At 70.7% G+C, this 18,089-nt stretch carries 17 protein-coding genes; 5 read left to right on the top strand and 12 right to left on the bottom strand.

All coding sequences use genetic code 11. The features are described from left to right. Positions 1-8: 8 nt before the first annotated feature. Positions 9-1,121: an SDR family oxidoreductase gene (locus OG452_RS10605; protein WP_327295363.1), complete on the bottom strand. Its 1,113-nt coding sequence runs from the start codon at positions 1,119-1,121 to the stop codon at positions 9-11. A gap of 240 nt (positions 1,122-1,361) precedes the next feature. On the opposite strand from OG452_RS10605, the gene OG452_RS10610 reads away from it, so the two are divergent. Further along, positions 1,362-2,870 carry a zinc-dependent metalloprotease gene (locus tag OG452_RS10610; protein WP_327295364.1) on the top strand — a complete coding sequence of 503 codons (1,509 nt, stop codon included), beginning with the start codon at positions 1,362-1,364 and terminating at the stop codon, positions 2,868-2,870. Then, a complete protein-coding gene (locus OG452_RS10615) occupies positions 2,867-3,415 on the top strand; it encodes an NUDIX hydrolase (RefSeq protein WP_327295365.1) in 549 nt (182 codons plus the stop codon). The genes OG452_RS10610 and OG452_RS10615 overlap by 4 nt, the downstream gene beginning before the upstream one ends. An 82-nt stretch (positions 3,416-3,497) precedes the next feature. Here the strand turns inward: OG452_RS10615 and OG452_RS10620 are convergent, their stop codons facing one another. The 4 genes from OG452_RS10620 to OG452_RS10635 form a co-directional block, all read right to left on the bottom strand. Continuing rightward, the gene (locus OG452_RS10620) at positions 3,498-4,253 is read right to left on the bottom strand and encodes an AIM24 family protein (RefSeq protein WP_327295366.1); all 756 of its coding nucleotides are present in this window, start codon (positions 4,251-4,253) and stop codon (positions 3,498-3,500) included. Positions 4,254-4,270: 17 nt separating this feature from the next. Next, the gene (locus OG452_RS10625) at positions 4,271-4,951 is read right to left on the bottom strand and encodes an AIM24 family protein (protein ID WP_327295367.1); all 681 of its coding nucleotides are present in this window, start codon (positions 4,949-4,951) and stop codon (positions 4,271-4,273) included. Between the two features lie 11 nt (positions 4,952-4,962). Beyond that, on the bottom strand, positions 4,963-6,615 hold the full coding sequence (locus tag OG452_RS10630; RefSeq protein ID WP_327295368.1) for a TerD family protein: 1,653 nt from the start codon (positions 6,613-6,615) through the stop codon (positions 4,963-4,965). Positions 6,616-6,816: 201 nt separating this feature from the next. Beyond that, positions 6,817-7,413 carry a M48 metallopeptidase family protein gene (locus tag OG452_RS10635; protein WP_327295369.1) on the bottom strand — a complete coding sequence of 199 codons (597 nt, stop codon included), beginning with the start codon at positions 7,411-7,413 and terminating at the stop codon, positions 6,817-6,819. Between the two features lie 197 nt (positions 7,414-7,610). Between OG452_RS10635 and OG452_RS10640 the strand changes: the two genes are divergently transcribed. Continuing rightward, positions 7,611-8,753, top strand: a complete 1,143-nt coding sequence (locus OG452_RS10640; RefSeq protein WP_327295370.1) for a TOMM precursor leader peptide-binding protein — start codon at positions 7,611-7,613, stop codon at positions 8,751-8,753. 41 nt (positions 8,754-8,794) lie between these two features. After that, complete coding sequence (locus OG452_RS10645; protein WP_327295371.1) at positions 8,795-10,384, top strand: ABC1 kinase family protein; 1,590 nt, start codon at positions 8,795-8,797, stop codon at positions 10,382-10,384. Positions 10,385-10,576: 192 nt separating this feature from the next. On the opposite strand, the gene OG452_RS10650 is transcribed toward OG452_RS10645, so the two are convergent. The 4 genes from OG452_RS10650 to OG452_RS10665 form a co-directional block, all read right to left on the bottom strand. Then, on the bottom strand, positions 10,577-10,906 hold the full coding sequence (locus OG452_RS10650; RefSeq protein WP_327295372.1) for a hypothetical protein: 330 nt from the start codon (positions 10,904-10,906) through the stop codon (positions 10,577-10,579). Next, positions 10,903-11,271: a WhiB family transcriptional regulator gene (locus OG452_RS10655; protein ID WP_266853311.1), complete on the bottom strand. Its 369-nt coding sequence runs from the start codon at positions 11,269-11,271 to the stop codon at positions 10,903-10,905. Before OG452_RS10655 ends, OG452_RS10650 begins: the two co-directional genes overlap by 4 nt. Positions 11,272-11,402: 131 nt before the next feature. Beyond that, on the bottom strand, positions 11,403-11,681 hold the full coding sequence (locus OG452_RS10660) for a hypothetical protein (RefSeq protein WP_327299585.1): 279 nt from the start codon (positions 11,679-11,681) through the stop codon (positions 11,403-11,405). Positions 11,682-11,894: 213 nt separating this feature from the next. Next, positions 11,895-14,081 (bottom strand): ATP-dependent DNA helicase UvrD2, encoded by a 2,187-nt coding sequence (locus tag OG452_RS10665; RefSeq protein WP_327295374.1) that lies wholly within the window; start codon positions 14,079-14,081, stop codon positions 11,895-11,897. Between the two features lie 207 nt (positions 14,082-14,288). Here OG452_RS10665 and OG452_RS10670 point away from each other — a divergent pair, with 207 nt between their 5' ends. Further along, on the top strand, positions 14,289-14,546 hold the full coding sequence (locus OG452_RS10670) for a mycoredoxin (RefSeq protein WP_327295375.1): 258 nt from the start codon (positions 14,289-14,291) through the stop codon (positions 14,544-14,546). Positions 14,547-14,659: 113 nt separating this feature from the next. Here OG452_RS10670 and OG452_RS10675 read toward each other — a convergent pair whose 3' ends face one another. The 3 genes from OG452_RS10675 to OG452_RS10685 form a co-directional block, all read right to left on the bottom strand. Then, complete coding sequence (locus OG452_RS10675) at positions 14,660-15,496, bottom strand: M55 family metallopeptidase (RefSeq protein ID WP_327295376.1); 837 nt, start codon at positions 15,494-15,496, stop codon at positions 14,660-14,662. Between the two features lie 63 nt (positions 15,497-15,559). Then, positions 15,560-16,930 carry an extracellular solute-binding protein gene (locus OG452_RS10680; protein WP_327295377.1) on the bottom strand — a complete coding sequence of 457 codons (1,371 nt, stop codon included), beginning with the start codon at positions 16,928-16,930 and terminating at the stop codon, positions 15,560-15,562. Continuing rightward, a complete protein-coding gene (locus tag OG452_RS10685; RefSeq protein WP_327295378.1) occupies positions 16,927-18,084 on the bottom strand; it encodes a hypothetical protein in 1,158 nt (385 codons plus the stop codon). The genes OG452_RS10680 and OG452_RS10685 overlap by 4 nt, the downstream gene beginning before the upstream one ends. Positions 18,085-18,089: the final 5 nt, after the last annotated feature.

Raw genomic sequence — 18,089 nt, forward strand, 5'->3', positions numbered from 1 at the left:
CACCGCCCTCAGATGCGGCCCCGGCGGGCCCGCCGGGCCCGGCGCACCAGCGCCGCCGTACCGAGCAGCGCGACCGTCGCGCCTGCCGCGCCCGCGGCCGTGGCGTCCTTGCGGCCGAGCCTGCGGCCGGCGACGGTGTGCCGCCCGGCGACCTCCTCCAGGAGCTCCGCGAGGACGTCCTCGTTGGTCCACCGGGGCCGCCAGCCCGCGTCGTGCAGCCTGCCGACGCTGACCACCCAGGGGTGCATCGTGTACGCCAGGTCACCGGCGGGCGACGGGGTGAGGCCGATCCGGTGCAGCCGGGCGGCGGCGCCGAGCGCGACGGCGGACGGCAGTTCCATCCGGCGGATACCGCTGAGCTCCTCGACCTCGTCCTGCTCCAGCCAGCCGTCGCAGCCGACCGCGAACTCCCCGTCGACCTTTTCGAGCGCGGCGTACTCCAGGGCGCTGACCAGGTCGTCCACATGGCAGAACTGCCAGGTGGGGCGGGTCCCCGCGACCACGAGCAGCCGGGGGGACTCGAAGTAACGCGTCAGCGCGGTGTCCGTACCGCCCACCAGGACCGCGGGCCTGACCACGGTGACGTTCAGACCCGGGTGCGCACGCGGCGCGCGGCGGCCGAGCCGCTCGATCTCCAGCAGGTCACCGACGCCGGTGGCCTCGGCGGTCGCCCGCAGCTCGGCGTCCTCGGAGAGCGGGATGTCGTTGTCCGGCAGCGCGCCGTAGACCATCGCCGACGTGCAGAGCACGACGCGGTGGACACCGGCGGCCGCGGCGGCCGTGAGGACCGTCTGGGTGCCGCGGACATTGTAGGCGGACCGGGCCGCCGCGTCGGTCTCCAGATCGAGGTCCAGCGCGAGGTGCACCACGACGTCTGCGCCACGCAGCTTCTCGGCGATCGCCGGGTCGCGCACGTCGAGGATGTGCCAGTGGGCCTCGGCCACGTCGCCGCGCCGCTCGTCCATGGCCACGACCCGCTTGACCTCGTCGGACTCGGCCAGCCGCCGGGTCAGCAGGGCACCGATACCGGAGGCGGCTCCGGTGACCGCGACGACGGGCCCCCTGGAGGGCTTGGTTGAGAGGTTTCGCGCTGCGCGAACCTGTGGATCTGGGGAACTCACCGGGCGTCTCCAGCGGTTGTCTTCAGTACGTACGCGAACTGACACGTACGGACCAGGTGGCGTCCATCCTGCCGCAGCCCATGCGTCAGCCAAGCACTGAGCCCTCATCGGGCACCGGTGTCCGGGGGAGCCGCCCGGTCGGACCCGGGCTGACCGGGCGGTCACCCTCTACCCTGGGTGGTGTTGTCGGGCAATCGCTGTCGGCCAGTCGGCCGACGGCCCTACGAGCCGAGGAAACCCGTGAGTGACACTCCATTCGGATTCGGCCTTCCGCCGGAGGAGCCGGAGGACGGCGACGAGGGCAAGAGCAAGGGCGGCCGGGGCGGCGGAAGCTCCCCGCAGAATCCACTCGGGTTCGGTCCCGGCAGTGGTGGTGACAATCCGTTCGCGGCGATGTTCGGTTCGATGAACCCGAACGACCTCGGCGCGGCCTTCCAGCAGCTCGGGCAGATGCTGAGCTACGAGGGCGGCCCGGTCAACTGGGACATGGCCAAGGACATCGCCCGGCAGACGGTCGCCCAGGGCACGCCCGACGGCACCAAGGACACCAGTGTGGGCCCGGCCGAGCGGTCGGCGGTCGAGGAGGCCGTACGGCTGGCCGATCTGTGGCTGGACGGCGTGACCTCGCTGCCCTCCGGGGCCGGTACGGCCGTCGCCTGGAGCCGCGCCGAGTGGGTCGAGGCGACGCTGCCGGTGTGGAAGGAGCTCGTCGACCCGGTCGCGGAGCGTGTCGGGGAGGCCATGGGCGGTGTGCTGCCCGAGGAGATGCAGGCCATGGCGGGCCCGCTGCTCGGCATGATGCGGTCCATGGGCGGAGCCATGTTCGGCCAGCAGATCGGGCAGGCGGTCGGAGTCCTCGCGGGCGAGGTGGTCGGCTCGTCCGACATCGGTCTGCCGCTCGGACCGGCCGGCAAGGCAGCGCTGCTCCCGCTGAACATCGAGGCCTTCGGCAAGGACCTGGGCATCGACAAGAACGAGGTGCGGCTCTACCTGGCGCTGCGCGAGGCCGCCCATCAGCGGCTCTTCGCCCACGTGCCGTGGCTGCGCTCGCATCTGTTCGGCGCGGTGGAGGGGTACGCCCGCGGCATCAAGGTCGACACCTCGAAACTGGAGGAGGTCGTCGGCCAGCTCGACCCCTCGCACCCCGAGCAGTTGCAGGAAGCCCTGCAGCAGGGCATGTTCCAGCCGGAGGACACCCCGGAGCAGAAGGCCGCGCTGGCCCGCCTGGAGACGGCACTCGCGCTGGTCGAGGGCTGGGTGGATGCCGTGGTCCACGAGGCCGCGAAGACCCGTCTGACCTCGGCGGACGCGCTGCGCGAGACGCTGCGCAGGCGCCGGGCGTCCGGTGGCCCGGCCGAGCAGACCTTCGCCACGCTGATCGGCCTTGAGCTGCGTCCGCGCCGGCTGCGGGACGCCTCGCGGCTGTGGGCCTCGCTCACGGACGCGCGGGGTGTCGACGGCCGCGACGGCCTGTGGGAGCACCCGGACATGCTGCCGACCGCTTCCGACCTGGACGACCCGGACGGTTTCGTCCACCACGAGCATCTGGACTTCTCCGAGCTGGACAAGATGCTCGGCGAGGCCGCAGGCGGCACGGCGGGCACCGGCAAGACCGATCTGACCAAGGACGGCGCCGGCACGGACGTCGGCGCAGACGCCGGCCCGGAGAACGGCACCGGCGAGAAGCCCGGGCCGAAGGACAGCGCGAACGACGACAACGACGAGAAGAAGGACGGCTCCGGCCAGTGACTCACCAGGGCACCCTCCACGACGACGCAGTCCGCGTACTGAAGGGTCACCAGGGGCACGACGAGCTTCGCCAGAGCTATCTGGACCATCTGTCGGCCCACCCGGACGGGATGTGGAAGGCGTGCGGGTCCGGGCATCTCACCGCGAGCGCTCTGGTCCTTGCTCCGGAGCGCGGGCAGGTGCTGCTCACCCTGCACCGGAAGCTGCGGATGTGGCTCCAGATGGGCGGGCACTGCGAGCCGGGCGACACAACGGTGGCGGGAGCCGCCCTGCGCGAGGCGGCCGAGGAGTCCGGCATCCAGGGGCTGACGCTGCTGCCCGGCGGCCCGCTGAGGCTGGACCGGCACCCGATTCCGCCGCCCTGCACCCAGCACTTCGATGTGCAGTACGCGGCCCTGGTCCCGCCGGGAGCCGTGGAACTGATCAGCGACGAGTCGCTGGACCTGCGGTGGTTCGCCTACGACGAGGTCGCGGGCGTCGCCGACGCGTCGGTCCGGCGGCTGGTGGACGCCGCCCGCACGGCGCTCGGAGAGGCAACGCTCTGAGCAGCGGCGGCAACCGCTGACGGACAAGGGGCGGCCTCCGAGGAGACCGCCTCCATCCGGTTCTTCGCGTTCTCCGCGGTGTTCAGTTCCAGACGTTGCCCTGGTTCTGACCGTGCGCGCCCTGCTGCCCCATGCCGAACTGTGCCAGCACTCCGTCCCCGATGTTCGCGTGCTGCGGCGGCATCACCTCGCTGGGCTGGACGAACGCGAAGCCCTGGCCCAGGAAGCTGAGTTCCCAGCCCTCACCGGTGCTGCCGCGCCGCCGCCGTACCCCCGAGGAGTGCGTCTGCGCCTGCATCTGCACCCGCAGACCGGACGACCAGGCGACCACCGCGTCCGCATCGGCGTTGATGTACTTGTCCGGCGTGACCTGCATCATCAGCGGCTGCCCCGAGGTCATCAGCGCGACCCTGCCCCGGCCGGTGATGTTGAGCTGGTACTTGCCGGATCCCGAGATGCCGTACTGGCTGTCGACCGCGACGACCGTGTGGTTCAGGCTGGAGTCCATCGCCAGGACATAGGCGCTGTCCACCGTCAGCCCGTCCTGGTCGACATCGACCAGATGGACATGCTGCGCCAGATTGGCGAAGTAGACCGTGCCCTGCCCGTGGCAGCGCATCAGGTCGAGCCCCTCGCCCGTGTAGGCCCGCGCGTGCTGCTGCATGTTCGACTGGTACTCACCGTCGAATTCGATCAGCCCCTGGTACGCGACCATGGCGCCCTTGCGGGCGAGTACGTCGTCGTGCCCGGTCAGCGAGACCCGCAGCAACTGCGGGTTCTGCACCGTGTACCGGTCCTGGGTCTGCTGTTCCGTGTAGCTGAAAAGCGGGCTCTGCATGATGTTCTCGCTCCCCCTCAGTTCCGGATCCGCAGACGGTCGGTGCTGTCCTCGCTGGGCTGCACGACGACGATGCCCTGCCCGGAGAAGGCCATCTGGTACGCCTCCCCGCTGCCCCGCCCGATCAGCGAACCAGCCTTGAAGCTGCGTTTTCCCTTCACCTTGAGATTCGGCGACCAGGCCACCAGGGCGTCCGGGTCGACATATGTCTCGTCCTCGCCCCTTCCGCAGTCGACGACTATCGGTGTGCCGCGTGAGGTGATGGCGACCCAGCCGCTGCCGGACACCTGGATGTTCCACAGGCCCTGACCGGCGAACTTCGCCATGCCCTTGACCCGCTCCACTCCCCAGGTGAGGCTCGCGTCGAAGGCGAGCAGATTGCTGCCGTTGACCGAGAGCGCGTCGTTGTCGAGGTTGATGACGACGACATCCGCACCGTAATCGGCGAGGTAGAGCAGGCCGTCGCCCGAGCACTTCATGAGCGGAGCGCCCTCACCGGTGATCCAGTCACGGGCGATCTGGCGGACGGCGGGCGGATTGGGCTCGTACTGCACGAACCCCTCGTACGCGACCATCGATCCGGTCCGTGCGAGCAGGTCCTGGCCTGTCTGCATGGCGACCTTCAGCATCTTGCTGCCGTGGTTCTCCATGCGGGCCGTGACGGGGGACGGGGCGTAGCCCGCGAGCTGCTGGTTCATGACGGACTCCCTCAGACCTCGTACGGCTGGACGATGATGAAGTTCCCGGGGGCGCCCCGGAACTGGAGGTTCACGCTCTCGCCGCTGTCGCCCGCGTAGGCGTTCTGCCGCAGCCGCACCTGGCTGGAGACGATCACCTGCGAGGCGGACGACCAGGCGACGACCGCGTTGCAGTCGGCGAAGGTGGTCGGCGTGACCGGCAGGACCACAGGCACACCGTGCGTCTTCACGATCACGGTGCCGGTGCCCTGGAACTGCATGGTGAACAGCGCTCCGCCGGGAATGCCGTGGCCCTCGATCCTGCGGACCTCGTACTGCAGGGTCTCGTCGAAGGCGAGCACGTTCTCCGCCGAGACGCAGATGCCGTCGCCCTGGAGCTCGATGGGGTGCAGATGGGTGCTGTTCTCGGCGAAGAAGACCTGACCACGGCCGGTGCAGCGCATCAACTGCATCTCCTGGCCGGTGGCATGGCCCACGATCCGCCCGGCGAAACCGGCTCCCTTGTAGCTGAAGTCGACCTTGCCCTGGTACATCACCATGCTGCCCTGCCGGGCGAGGACGGGGGTATCACTGACCGTCAGGTCGGCCCGCATCAGGTACTTGTTCTGCGGGGTCCAGCGCTGACCCGTGTCCGTTTCGCGGTACTTCTGGAAAGCGGCCTGCAGCCCGGGGACCGCGATGGTCGGCGGATGCTGTCCGTAGGGGGCGGACTGCCCGTACGGAGCGGGCTGCCCCGGGGGGCCGCCGTACGGGGCCGGGGCACCCGTCGGCTGGCCCTGGCCCGGGAACTGGCCGAACTGCGGCGGCTGTTGCTGCTGCGGAAGCTGGGGCGGCTGTGCGTACGGAGCAGGGGCGGGCGGCGGGGTGGCACCCCCTTGCAGATGCATCGGCGCGGCCATGGTGGGCGCCGAGTGCATCGGCGGCGGGGCCGGCGCGGGCAGCGGAGGCGGGGTCGGGGTCGGCAGCGGAGGCGGGGTCGCCGTTCCCCCGGACGAGGGCGCGGGCTCCGGCGTCCGAACCGGCGGGGCCTGGGGCGGAGCTGCCGGGGCGCCGAAGGAGGGGGCCGGGTCGGGAGCGGCGGCGGGCGGCGCGAAAGCGGGCGGGGCGGCGGATTGCTGCGGCGCGGTGGGCTCCTCATCGGCGACCTCACCGCCGAAGTTCCTCAGCAGCGCGTCGAGTCCGCCGTCGAAGCCCTGGCCGACGGCCGCGAACCGCCAGACGTCCTTCAGATAGAAGTCGCCCAGCATGACGGCGCGCTCGGTGGTGAACTCGGAGCCGGTGAAGGCGTATCTGACGACCTCGTCGCCACCGGCGACGATACGGATGTACCCGGGCCCGATCTGCGACATCTGGCCTGCGCCGTCGATCGTCGCGGTGAACGAGAGCTTCTGGACGGTCGCGGGGATGCGGTCGAGCGTGATCCGGAAGGATTCGGTGTCACCGGCCTGTGCGCCGAGGAGCTGGATCGACTCCTCCGGGGACTTCGGCTGGTTGAAGAAGATGAAGTACCGGTCGTCCGAGAGCTGTTCGTCGGCGTCGAGTCCGAAGCAGCTGATGTCGAAGGTCAGTCCGGCGCCCGCGATCTGCACACCCACGTACAGGTCCGTGCCCGCTGTCAGGTCACTGATCCTGGCCTTGTGGCCGCGTTGGAATTGCCTGGCCATACGTAACGACCGTCCCCCATCCCGAATATGTTTCCGTCGCGCCAGGCTAACGGCTGGGACCGACATCCGGCCAAGCCGGGACGGACCCGGTACGCAGCCGGTACAGAGCCGCCGGGAAGAGCCGGCACGGAGCCGCCCTGGTCACTCGCGGACGGCGGCGGATATCGCCCCGGCCACGGGCGCCAGGCTGCGGGGGCGCTGTCACTCACCACGGGCGGCGGGCAGATGGGGCAGCCGCTCGGCGGCCACCACCCCTTCGAGATAGCCCCGGGCCCGCTCGGTTCGCGGATACGCCTCCAGGAGCCGCCAGAAGCTGGGTCCGTGCCCGGGCACCAGAAGATGGGCCAGCTCGTGGAGCAGCACGTAGTCGACAACGTACTCCGGCATCCCCTGGAGACGGTGCGAGAGCCGGATACTGCCCTCCGCCGGGGTGCAGGAACCCCACCGGGTGTTCTGGTTGGTCACCCAGCGCACGGAATCGGGGCGGGCCCGGCCGGCGAAGTACTGCTCGGACAGCCGCGCCGCGCGGTCGGCGAGCTCGGTGTCGCCGAGGACGCGCTTGCTCTCCTGGGCCGCCAGCTTGTCGAGCATCACGGTCACCCAGCGCTGTTCCTCGGCGTCCGACATCCGGGCGGGGATGAGCACGATGGTCCGGTCGCCCTCCCGGTACGCGGAGACCGTCCTGTTGCGCCGGGAACTCCTGCGGACCTCCACCGGGCTCGTCGCCGGGCCGCGGGGCGGCTGGCTCTTCGCGCTGCGCGGTGGACTTCCGGCGGTGTGCAGAGGGTCGACGGGCACGCCCCGACGTTACCCGCTGTCAGTGCGGGAAGTCCCGCGCCCATGGCGGTTGAACCTTGATCCATTCACAGAGTGCAGCATTCGAAGTATTAGCCCACCGGTCCTGTGGATAACTTTCCGCACCGTCGACGACCTGGGGGCATGCTGACAACAGAGCCGCCGGGACAGCCCGGCGGACCGTGAACGGGGGGCGTGCGATGCATCCGATGGTGAAGCCCGCGCTGCGGCGCGCATGGCGGGACCGGCAATCCGTGCAGTTCGGGGTGACTCCCGCACAGGCGGTGGTGCTCGGCCCGGTGGACCCCGCGACCGGCTGCCTCCTCGGGCTGCTGGACGGCACTCGCGGGATGGAGCTGCTGCGGGAAGAGGCCCGGGCCATGCGGTTGCCGGACGGCCAGGTGGACAAGCTGGTGGCCCGGCTGACGAAGGCGGGGCTGATCGACGATGCGGCAACCGGGGGCGCGGCGGTCGACGCGTTACGGAAACGGCCCGGCACGCTGGACCGGCTCCGCCCCGACCTGGCATCGCTCTCGCTGGTCCATCCGGAACCGGGCGGCGGTACGGCCCGTCTCGCGGCCCGGCGGGCCATACGGGTCCAGGTACGGGGTGCGGGCCGGGTCGGGGCCACGGTGGCGGCGCTGCTCTCGGCCTCCGGGGTGGGCCGGGTCGATGTGCTGGATGGCGGCACGGTCGCCCCGGGGGACGTGGCGCCGGGTGGTCTTCCGGCCGAGGCCGTCGGGGAGCGGCGGGACTCGGCCGCGCGCCGGCTGATCCGGCGGGTCGCGCCCGGGCCGCCACCACGGGCCTCGGCCGCCGCACCTGGCGGCGATGGCGGACCTGGGCTGTCCCTGATCGTCATCGCACCACGTGACGGACTCGATGCCTACGTGCCCGATCCGGCACTCTCCGCGGGGTGGATCGCGTCGGGTACACCTCATCTCTATACGGGCGTGCTCGAAGGGACGGGAGTGGTGGGGCCACTCGTCCTGCCGGGAGGCACCGCGTGCTCGGGCTGCCTGGCGCTGCGGCGGGGCGAGCGTGACCCGGGCTGGCCCCGGATGGTCGCGCAGTGGCGCTCGGGCAGGCGCGGCTCCGTGCCTGCGTGCGATCTCAGCCTGGCCACAGCGGTGGCGGGGCTGGCGGCGGCACACGCGCTGGCGTTTCTCGACGGCGAGCTGCCGGCGTCGACAGGGGCGCGGTGGGAGGCGTCCCTGCCGCTGCTGGACTGGCGATCGGCCCGTATCGCACCCCACCCCGACTGCCGTTGTGGTGCGGGTGGGCAGACTGAGAGGGAGCGCGCCTCGGCGGCCGGGGCTCCGCACGACACAATGGCCGGGTAACCGCCGTACGCTCCACGGCAGTCTGGGATTTGGAGGGGCGCATGTCTGATCTTCCCCGGAAAGCGGTCACACGTACCGCCAAGCTGGCGGCACTCCCACTCGGTTTCGCCGGCCGCGCCACCTGGGGCCTGGGCAAGCGCATCGGCGGCAGATCCGCGGAGATCGTGGCACGCGAGGTGCAGCAGCGCACGGCCGAGCAGCTCTTCAAGGTCCTGGGCGAGCTGAAGGGCGGGGCCATGAAAATGGGGCAGGCCCTCTCCGTCTTCGAGTCCGCCCTGCCCGAGGAGGTAGCGGGGCCCTACCGTGCGGCGCTGACCAAGCTCCAGGAATCCGCCCCTCCCATGCCGGTGCAGACGGTGCATGGCGTGCTGGAGGCTCAGCTGGGGACGGAGTGGCGCGAGCTGTTCGTCGAGTTCGACGACAAGCCGTCCGCCGCCGCGTCCATCGGCCAGGTGCACCGAGCGGTGTGGCACGACGGGCGCCGGGTGGCGGTCAAGGTGCAGTATCCCGGGGCCGGAGAGGCCCTGCTGTCGGATCTCACCCAGCTGAGCCGCTTCGCCCGGCTGCTCGGGCCGCTGATCCCCGGCATGGACATCAAGCCACTCATCGCCGAACTGCGCGACCGGGTCTCGGAGGAGCTGGACTACGAGCTGGAGGCGGAGGCGCAGCGGGAGCACGCGGAGGAGTTCGCCGGGGATCCGGACGTGGTGGTGCCCGATGTGGTGTACCAGAGCGATCAGGTACTGGTGACCGAGTGGATCGACGGAATCCCGCTGGCCGAGGTGATCTCGGACGGCACGGACGAACAGCGGGACCGGGCCGGGCAGCTGCTCGCGCGCTTTCTCTTCTCGGGCCCGGCCCGCACGGGACTGCTGCACGCCGACCCGCATCCCGGCAACTTCCGGCTGCTCCCCGCCGAGGAGTACGGGACCGCTGAGGACGGGCCCCCTGGGGGCGGGACCGCTGAGGACGGAACGGCTGAGGGGGCGAGCGCGGAGGACGCGGTCCCGGAGGACGGCGACGGGATCGCTGAGGACGAGGACGCCGCAGAGGGGGCCCCGGTGCAGTGGCGGCTGGGAGTGCTCGACTTCGGGACCGTGGACCGGCTGCCGGGCGGGCTTCCCGCCACGATCGGCCACGCCCTGCGGATGACCATCGAGGGCGAGGCCTCCGCCGTCTACGAGATGCTCTGCGAGGAGGGGTTCGTCAAGGAGTCCATCGATCTCGACCCGGAGGCGGTGCTGGACTACCTGGTACCGATCATCGAGCCGGTGCAGGCCGACGAGTTCACGTTCAGCCGGGGGTGGATGCGCGCGCAGGCGGCCAGGATCGCCGATCCCCGCTCCCCCGCCCACCAGTTGGGCAAGCAGCTCAATCTGCCGCCGTCCTATCTGCTGATCCACCGGGTGACACTGAGCACCATCGGGGTGCTCTGCCAGCTGGGTGCGACCGTGCGGCTCCGGGACGAACTCGAAGCCTGGGTGCCGGGGTTCCTGCCGGAGACCGTGGAAGCCGAGTTCCCGGATCAAGCCACAGGACAACCCGCGGATCAACTCACGGAACAGGTCACGGAACAGGTCACGGGCGAAGTCCCGGAGGAGGAACTGCCTCCCGCCCAGGCTCATGCCTGACCGCCGGACCGTATCGGCGACTCCCGGATATACCCGGGGGCCGGTCGCGCCGACCGGCCCCCGATGCCCCGATGTGCTCCGCGCTTCCCGCGCGTCTGCCGTGCTGCTGAGCATGGCCCGCTGCACTACCGGCACCACTGCTCAGTTCTTCTTCTTTACCGCGGTACGACGGCTGTTACTGCCTGACGCCTGTTACTGCATGACGGCCATGGCCAGCGCACGGCGGGCGCGCAACGACACGCGCTCGGCACGGCGTTGCATACGGCGGGCGGTCATCAGGCGCAGGGCCTGACGTTCGACATCGGCCTCCCTGCGGCGCTCGTGGATATGAGCACGAGCCATGGCTTCTGGGATGAGTTGCATCTCACGGGTCCTGTTCTGACGCGACGCGGTCGCGCCGATAGTGCTGACGACTGGTGTGGCGGAGCCGGACGGCTCGCTGGTGGAAGTGGTCATCGGGTCCTGCTTCTGGGGATCGAGCTTGTGGGGGCGGTCAATCGTTCCGGGGCCGGTGAGTTTCATGCCGCGACCGGGTTCTTGCGCGGGCGGCCACGCGGCCTCTTGCGGGCGACGACGACGCCCTGGACGAAAAGCTCTCCGCCCCAGACACCCCACGGCTCGCGACGCTCTTTGGCGCCGGCGAGGCAGGCCTCGACGAGCGGGCAGGTACGGCAGAGCGACTTCGCGTACTCGACATCGGCCGGGGTCTCGGCGAAGAAGACCTCCGGGTCGTAGGCACGGCAGGGAACGGGCACATCGAGGTTCTCGATGGCGTCGTCGAGAACGGTCAGCGCGGTGAGCGGGAACACGGTGGGATCCTCCGGGGCAACAGGGGGCGAGAGCGTCTGTGAGGGCGGTACGGACGGGGCGTGCGCTTCGATTTGCACGGTGATTTCATTCCTCGTCTGGTCGTTCCGGTCTGTTTGACCGAAGGTCGTCTGGTGGCCCAGTACAAACAAAAGGGCCGCGGATCCCGGGTGGGGTTCCGCGGCCCTGAAGGCGCCTGCCTGATGCTGAATCAGACTGGATCACTCCAGGGTTCGAGCCCACGGAAGGCCCACATCGTGTGATGCTGCGTTGCCTGCGTCCCGAATTCGGCACCGGCTGCCGCAAACGCATAGGACGGCATCCCCGCGATTGCTACTGCTGCTTCCGGTGCCTGGGTCGGTCGCTCATTACGGTCCCGAATGGGAAGGCTCGCCAGGGAAACAGGGCTGACGGCAGAGACGCCGGACAGACCGGTTCCACGGAGAGAGGAGCCGAGCAGGCAGGTGACGACGACCGAGCGGTCGGTCATTTTGGTCTTCGTGATGGTTGCCACTGGTCTCGCCTCCTCTCGGCGTCTCGGGGAGCTGGGCCCGGGGGCCTCGTCCCATTCGTATGTAGGTCAAGTACAGCTGTAGTGAAGTACAGCACGGAACCAGGGCTTCAGAGAAGTCGCTGTTCCCGTGGTTAAGAACCTAAGGGGGTTCCCGGGGCGTGCGCAAACTATTTTTTCAACGAGTTTCGGTCAGTCTTCCCCGTCGTCGTCCGCGCGTTCCTGACCTGCACAGATCTTCAGCACATCGGCCCCGAACCGGGCGATCTTCCGGGCCGGGACGCCGGCGATCCGCGTCAGCTCCGTCTCGCTGGACGGCACGGCCTCCGCGATAGCCATCAGGGTCTTGTCGGTGAACACGCAGAACGCGGGCTGTCCCGTCTCCGCCGCCTGGACCGAGCGCCACTCGTGCAGCCGCTCGTACAGCGCCTCGTCCATGTCGGAAGGGCAGTCCTCGCACCGCATCAGCTTCATCTCGCCGCCGTCGGTCAGGCTCTTGCCGCAGACCCGGCACCGCACCGGCCCGCGGTGCTTGCGGCGGACCGCCGCACCCCGCTCGATCCCGCCACCGCCACCGGCGCCGCCGCGCAGCCCGGCGGCAGCACCGCCCGACGAGCCCGGTCGCAGTCCGCTGAGGAAGCGGCTGGGGCGGCGGGAGGCCCTGCCGCCGGGCGACCTGGACAGCGCCCAGGAGAGCGTGAGGTGCAGCCGGGCCCTGGTGACGCCCACATAGAGCAGCCGGCGCTCCTCCTCGACCTGCTCGTCGGTCTTGGCGTAGGTGATCGGCATCATCCCCTCGGTCAGTCCGACCAGGAACACCGCGTCCCACTCCAGGCCCTTGGCCGAGTGCAGCGAGGCCAGCGTGACGCCCTGGATGGTCGGGGCGTGCTGCGCGGCCGCCCGCTCGTCCAGCTCGGCGACGAGGTCCGAGAGGGTCGCCCCCTCCCTGGCCCTGGCGAAGTCCTCGGCCAGGCGCACCAGCGCAGCCAGCGACTCCCAGCGGTCACGGACCGCCCCGGACCCCGCCGGAGCCTCCGCCCGCCACCCCTTGGTGCCGAGCACCGCCCGCACCTGGGACGGCAGATCCACCGCGTCGTCGAGCAGCGGGTCGTTGCCACCGGCCCGGGCGGCTCCGCGCAGCGCGACGCCGGCCTCCCGCACCTCGGGCCGTTCGAAGAACCGCTCGGCTCCGCGCAGCTGGTAGGGAACCCCCGCGTCGGCCAGCGCCTGCTCGTAGACCTCGGACTGGGCGTTGATCCGGTACAGCACGGCGATCTCGGACGCGGGGACGCCCGCGGCGATCAGGTCCCGGATCCGGCGCGCGGTGCCCTCGGCCTCGGTGGGCTCGTCCCCGTACTCCTTGTAGACCGGCTCGGGCCCCGGGGAGCGCTGCGAGATCAGCTCAAGGCGGTGCTCGGCGGCGCGGCCGCGCGCCTGGGCCAGCAACCCGTTGGCCAGGTGGACGACCTGCGGTGTCGAGCGGTAGTCCCGGACCAGCTTCACCACCGTGGCCTGCGGATGGCGGACCCGGAAGTTGAGCAGGTGGTCGGGGGTGGCGCCGGTGAACGAGTAGATCGTCTGGCTGGCGTCGCCCACGACGCACAGATCCTCCCGGTCCCCCACCCACAGTTCGAGAAGCCGCTGCTGCAGCGGGCTGACGTCCTGGTACTCGTCGACCACGAAGTGCTGGTACTGACTGCGGATCCGGTCGGCGATGTCGTGCCGGTCCTGGAGGATGCCGACGGTCAGCAGCAGCACGTCCTCGAAGTCGATCACTCCCCGGTCCCGCTTGAGCTGCTCGTACATCGCGTAGATCTGGGAGATCTCGGCCGGGCCCCGGGGCGCCTCGCGGGCCGACTTCGCGATGGCCGCCGGATAGTCGGCGGGCACGGTCTGGGTGACCTTGGACCACTCGATCTCGCCCGTCACGTCCCGCAGCTCATTGCGGTCGAGCCGGACACCGCAGCGCGCCGCGGCCTCGGCGACCAGCTGGACCTTGCGCTCGACGAGCCGGGGCACCTCGCCGCCGACCGCCTTGGGCCAGAAGAACTGGAGCTGGCGCAGCGCGGCCGAGTGGAACGTACGCGCCTGGACACCGCCCGCGCCGAGCTGGCGCAGCCGCCCGCGCATCTCCCCGGCCGCGCGGTTGGTGAAGGTGACGGCGAGCACCGTGGAAGGCTGCAGTATCCCGGCGCGCACCCCGTAGGCGATGCGGTGCGTGATCGCGCGCGTCTTGCCCGTACCGGCTCCGGCCAGCACACACACCGGACCGCGCAGGGCCGTCGCGACTTCGCGCTGCTCGGGGTCGAGACCTTCGAGCACCGCGTCGGCGGAGTCCGGAACCTGCGGGAAGAGAGAGGCGTGCGTTGCTGCTGTCACCCCGCCATGCTGCCAGGTCCCACGAGACCGGCGGGTCCGTTGTCCACAGGGCACCGGTCGCAGTCGTACTAATGCGGGAATGGTGACCGGGTCACGTACGTTCTACGGCATGTGACTTCCCGGGGCCACGCCCCGGGAATCCCCATGTATCGGACGAAGCAGCACAGACAGCTGCGGGCGAAGCAGCAGCAGAGGAGCGCGAGAGACATGCCGGGCACTGTGACGATGTACAGCACCACATGGTGCGGCTACTGCCGTCGGCTGAAGGGCCAGATGGACCGCGAGGGCATCGCGTACACCGAGGTGAACATCGAGCACGACGCCGACTCCGCGGCCTTCGTGGAGAAGGCGAACGGCGGCAACCAGACCGTCCCGACGGTTCAGGTAGTTCCCGCCGACGGTGGCGCTGAGGTCGTGATGACCAACCCGAGCCTTGCCCAGGTCAAACAGGCGCTCGGCGTCTGACCCGGGAGCAACGCACGCGACCCCGCCCAGGAACCACGGGCGCGGGTCTCGTCTCTGTCCGGCCGCTCAGCTCTGCCCGGCTCTGCCCGGCTCTGCTCGGTCTGTCCGGCTGCTCAGCAGTACGGCTGCTGGTCGGTCAGTGACGCCGCTACCCGCATGAAGACACCGAAGAGTCGGTAGAGCTGCGGAACAGCCCCCGCGACCTCGACAGTGCGCGAGTCCCGCAGGCTGACTCCGGGGATCACTTCGAGCTGGCTGGCAATGGTGGCCGACTGCCACCGCACCGCCAAGGTCGCTGCGGCTTCCGTGTGCGGCAGCCGTGGGCGGGAGTCGGCACGGCGCACCCCCTCAGTGGCGGCTTCCTCGATGGCCTTGCGCGCTTCGGTCGCAGGCCTCATCCGAGCGCTGAAGCGATCCCTGGCGTACTTGACCGGAGCCGTGACGGCCTGGGCGTCCCAGGCCGTCGCCTCATCGCAGGCCGCGTCATCGCCGGAAAGCATCACCACGGGCACCCCGAGTGCAGCGGCCGTGGCATGCGCGAACCCGATCTCTCCCATGGGTCGGCCGTCCAGCCACATGTCCTCGATCTCGTGACCCATATAACTGTGGCTGAGCACGCCCAGGGCACCGGCACGTGAGTGGTAGCCGACGCACAGCACCGCGTCGAAGTCACCGTCCAGACCTTCGAGCATCCCCATCCGCTTGGGCTTGCCCCTGACCAGCTCCGCCTCGCGGTGCATCTGATCCACCAGCAGGTTCCGCATGGATCCGTGTGCGTCATTCACCAGCACCCTCGTGGCACCGGCCGCGAGCGCGCCACGCACGGCCGCGTTCACGTCCTCGGTCATCATGACCCGGCCGTGCTGGTAGTCCTGCCCGCCGATCTGCACGTCCTGGGCACCCACCAGTCCCGTGACGCCCTCCATGTCGGCACTGATGTACACCTGCACGCCGCTGCCTCCGCTCTGGCCCCGGCAACCGCCGAGAACCCGATGATCACCACACTGCCGGTTCTAGGATGCCGGGCTCCCGCACACTCCCGGCAGCAGGTCCGTGCCCGCCAGTCTGCGGCGTTCCTGTTCGAGCTGTGTCAGCAGTCTGTTCTGGGTGGCGCTGTCCGGTGTGCTGAGGAACTTCAGCACCGCGTGCTGGAAGGCGTCGCGCAGGGTGGGCGGCATCGCGTCCGAGGCGTCGAAGCACAGCTTGTGCGTCGGCGCCTCGCTCGTTCCGCCGGTGAGGAGCGTCGCCGCCTTGCGGCCGAGCGGGTCGGTGGGCTGGGGGTCCGAGGCGCTGGGGAAGTGCGGTTTCAGCTTCGGTGCGGCCTGGGCCAGCCAGATCCTGCGGCCCTGAGGGCCGGCCAGTTTGCTGAGCAGTCGCATCGCCGCCGGGCTGTCGCGGAACACCGCGGCCATGTCGGCCGACACCTCGTATGCGTCCTTGTGGCGGCCCAGCCCGGGAATCGTGTCGGCCGATGGCTTGAATGTGATGTCAGGGCCGTACAGATAGCGGATGAAGGTCCCCGCGTGCTCCTCCGTGCAGGTACCGGAGTTGAGCAGACCCGTGCCGCCCCTCCCGGTGTACGGGATGTCCAGCGCGCTCCTGGTGTTCTGCCCGGCCATCAGCGAGGCCCAGGTGCTCCACGCGTCCCGTACCTCGGAGCTGGTCCAGGGCAGGACGCCGGTGGCCCACTGCTCGTACACGTCGGGACCGGACCTGTGCAGCAGGATGTCCTCGATCCAGTCGGTGCCCGGCCAGCCCGTGGTGGCCTGTGCGCTCATCCCGAGGCACCAGCTGTGCGGCCTGACCGGCTGGTTCGTCCTGGTCCACACCAGGCTCTTGATGTCGACCTTGAGCGGGACCCAGTAGGTGTGCCTGGTGCCGTTGACGACCAGTTCGGGGGCCCAGGGCGGGTACGCCCTGCTCGCCAGGTCCCCGGCCAGCGGCGTCAGCGCGCCCTCGCGCGCGTACTCCTGGAGTTCGCCCTGGCTGTTGAGGATCGCCACGTCCGGCGGCGCGTCCGCCTCCAGCTGCGCGACCAGCGTCTCGCGCAGCGAGCTGGTGCCCTGGTAGCTGTAGGTATACGGGGTGCCGTTGTCCAGCAGGTCCAGCGTCCTGGTGAACGCGGCCGCTTCGCTCCCCGTCCACGGTCCGAGGACGACAACCGTCTGCTTGGCGCCGCCGGAGCAGCCGCCGCCGAGCGCGGCGGCGAGCACGGTCAGCGTGGCGGCCAGCAGCAGACGCCGACGGCGCCGACGGCGCGGGCCGGTCCCGGCCCGCTTCGCCGCAGGCGTCCGGCCCGCGCCCCCGCCTCGCTCCGCGCCGCCCGCCTGCCCCGTTCCCCCGCCGGACGGCCCCGTGCGGGTGCCGTGATTCGTCCGCGTCACCGGAAGTCCTCCCGCCTCGGGACCCGTACGTAGTCGCGCCGGTAGGCCAGGAGCGCCCAGCCGGTGACCGCCGCGCCGAGCAGGCCGGCCGGCAGGATGAACCCCGTCACCGACTCCCAGCCCGCGCTGTGCGCCCGGCGCATCGCGCCGGCGATCCGCTGCTGCAGCTCGTCGATCGAGCCCGGTGCGGCCGCCGTGCCGGCGGTCCGTGACAGCTGGACCGCCGGTGCGGCGGAGGACACCCGGGCCAGTTCCCCGTCGGCGATCCGCCGCACGGCCGCCTGTCCGTGCTGCACCTGCACGGAGCCCAGTACCAGCACAGGCACGGCGAGCAGCGGCAGTACGGTCGCTGCCAGCGGCAGGCTCAGCAGCCGGAACCGCGCCTTCAGGAAGGTGAGCGTCCGGAACAGGCCGACCGCCAGCAGGACGTACGCGGCGCAGGCGACGGCTGCGAGGGTCACCGGTCCTGTGCCCCAGCCCGCCTCGTGGTCCAGATCCGCGCGCAGGCTCCGCTCCAGCGAGCCGATGCGGTCCTGGATGGTGGTCGCCTCATAACCGCGTACGGTGCGGTCGGCGCGGTCGGCGCAGCCCGCCGGGGTGCCCGCGCCACCGGTGCCGTCAGTGCCGCCCGTGCCGCCGGTACCGCCCGTCGTCTCGCAGAGCATGCTGAGCGCGTACGAGAGATACGCCTTCTTGAGCGTGGGGTCGTCCCGGTTTCGGTCGGCGGTGCCGATGTAGCCGTTGTAGTCGACCACCAGCCCCGACACCACCTGGAGGCCCTGCCGCTGGGAGGCGCTGAGCGCCGGTGACTGGGCGGCCTCGTTGAGGTTCTGGGTGGCCCTGGTGATCAGGGTCGGATAGGTCTGGCCGAGTCCGATCAGTTCCGGCCCCTGGAGGACCGAATCGGCTTCCTTCTGTGCCTGGTCCAGGGCGACTTCGGCCCGGGTCAGCTCCACCAGGGCGGGTCCTGTTCGGTCGGCGATCCGGGACGAGTCGCCGTGCACGTCCCCGTACGCCAGGGACAGCGACCCGAACGCGATCACCGTGAGCAGGGGCAGCACGATCAGCCGGTCGCGGAGGAAGGCGGGGCTCTGCCCGGCCGGCACGGGGGCCAGGCAGAGCAGCCGGCGCAGCGCCCCGAGTGCCGGAGTCACCCGGC

The organism is Streptomyces sp. NBC_01197 (assembly GCF_036010505.1).
Taxonomy (GTDB): Bacteria; Actinomycetota; Actinomycetes; order Streptomycetales; family Streptomycetaceae; genus Streptomyces.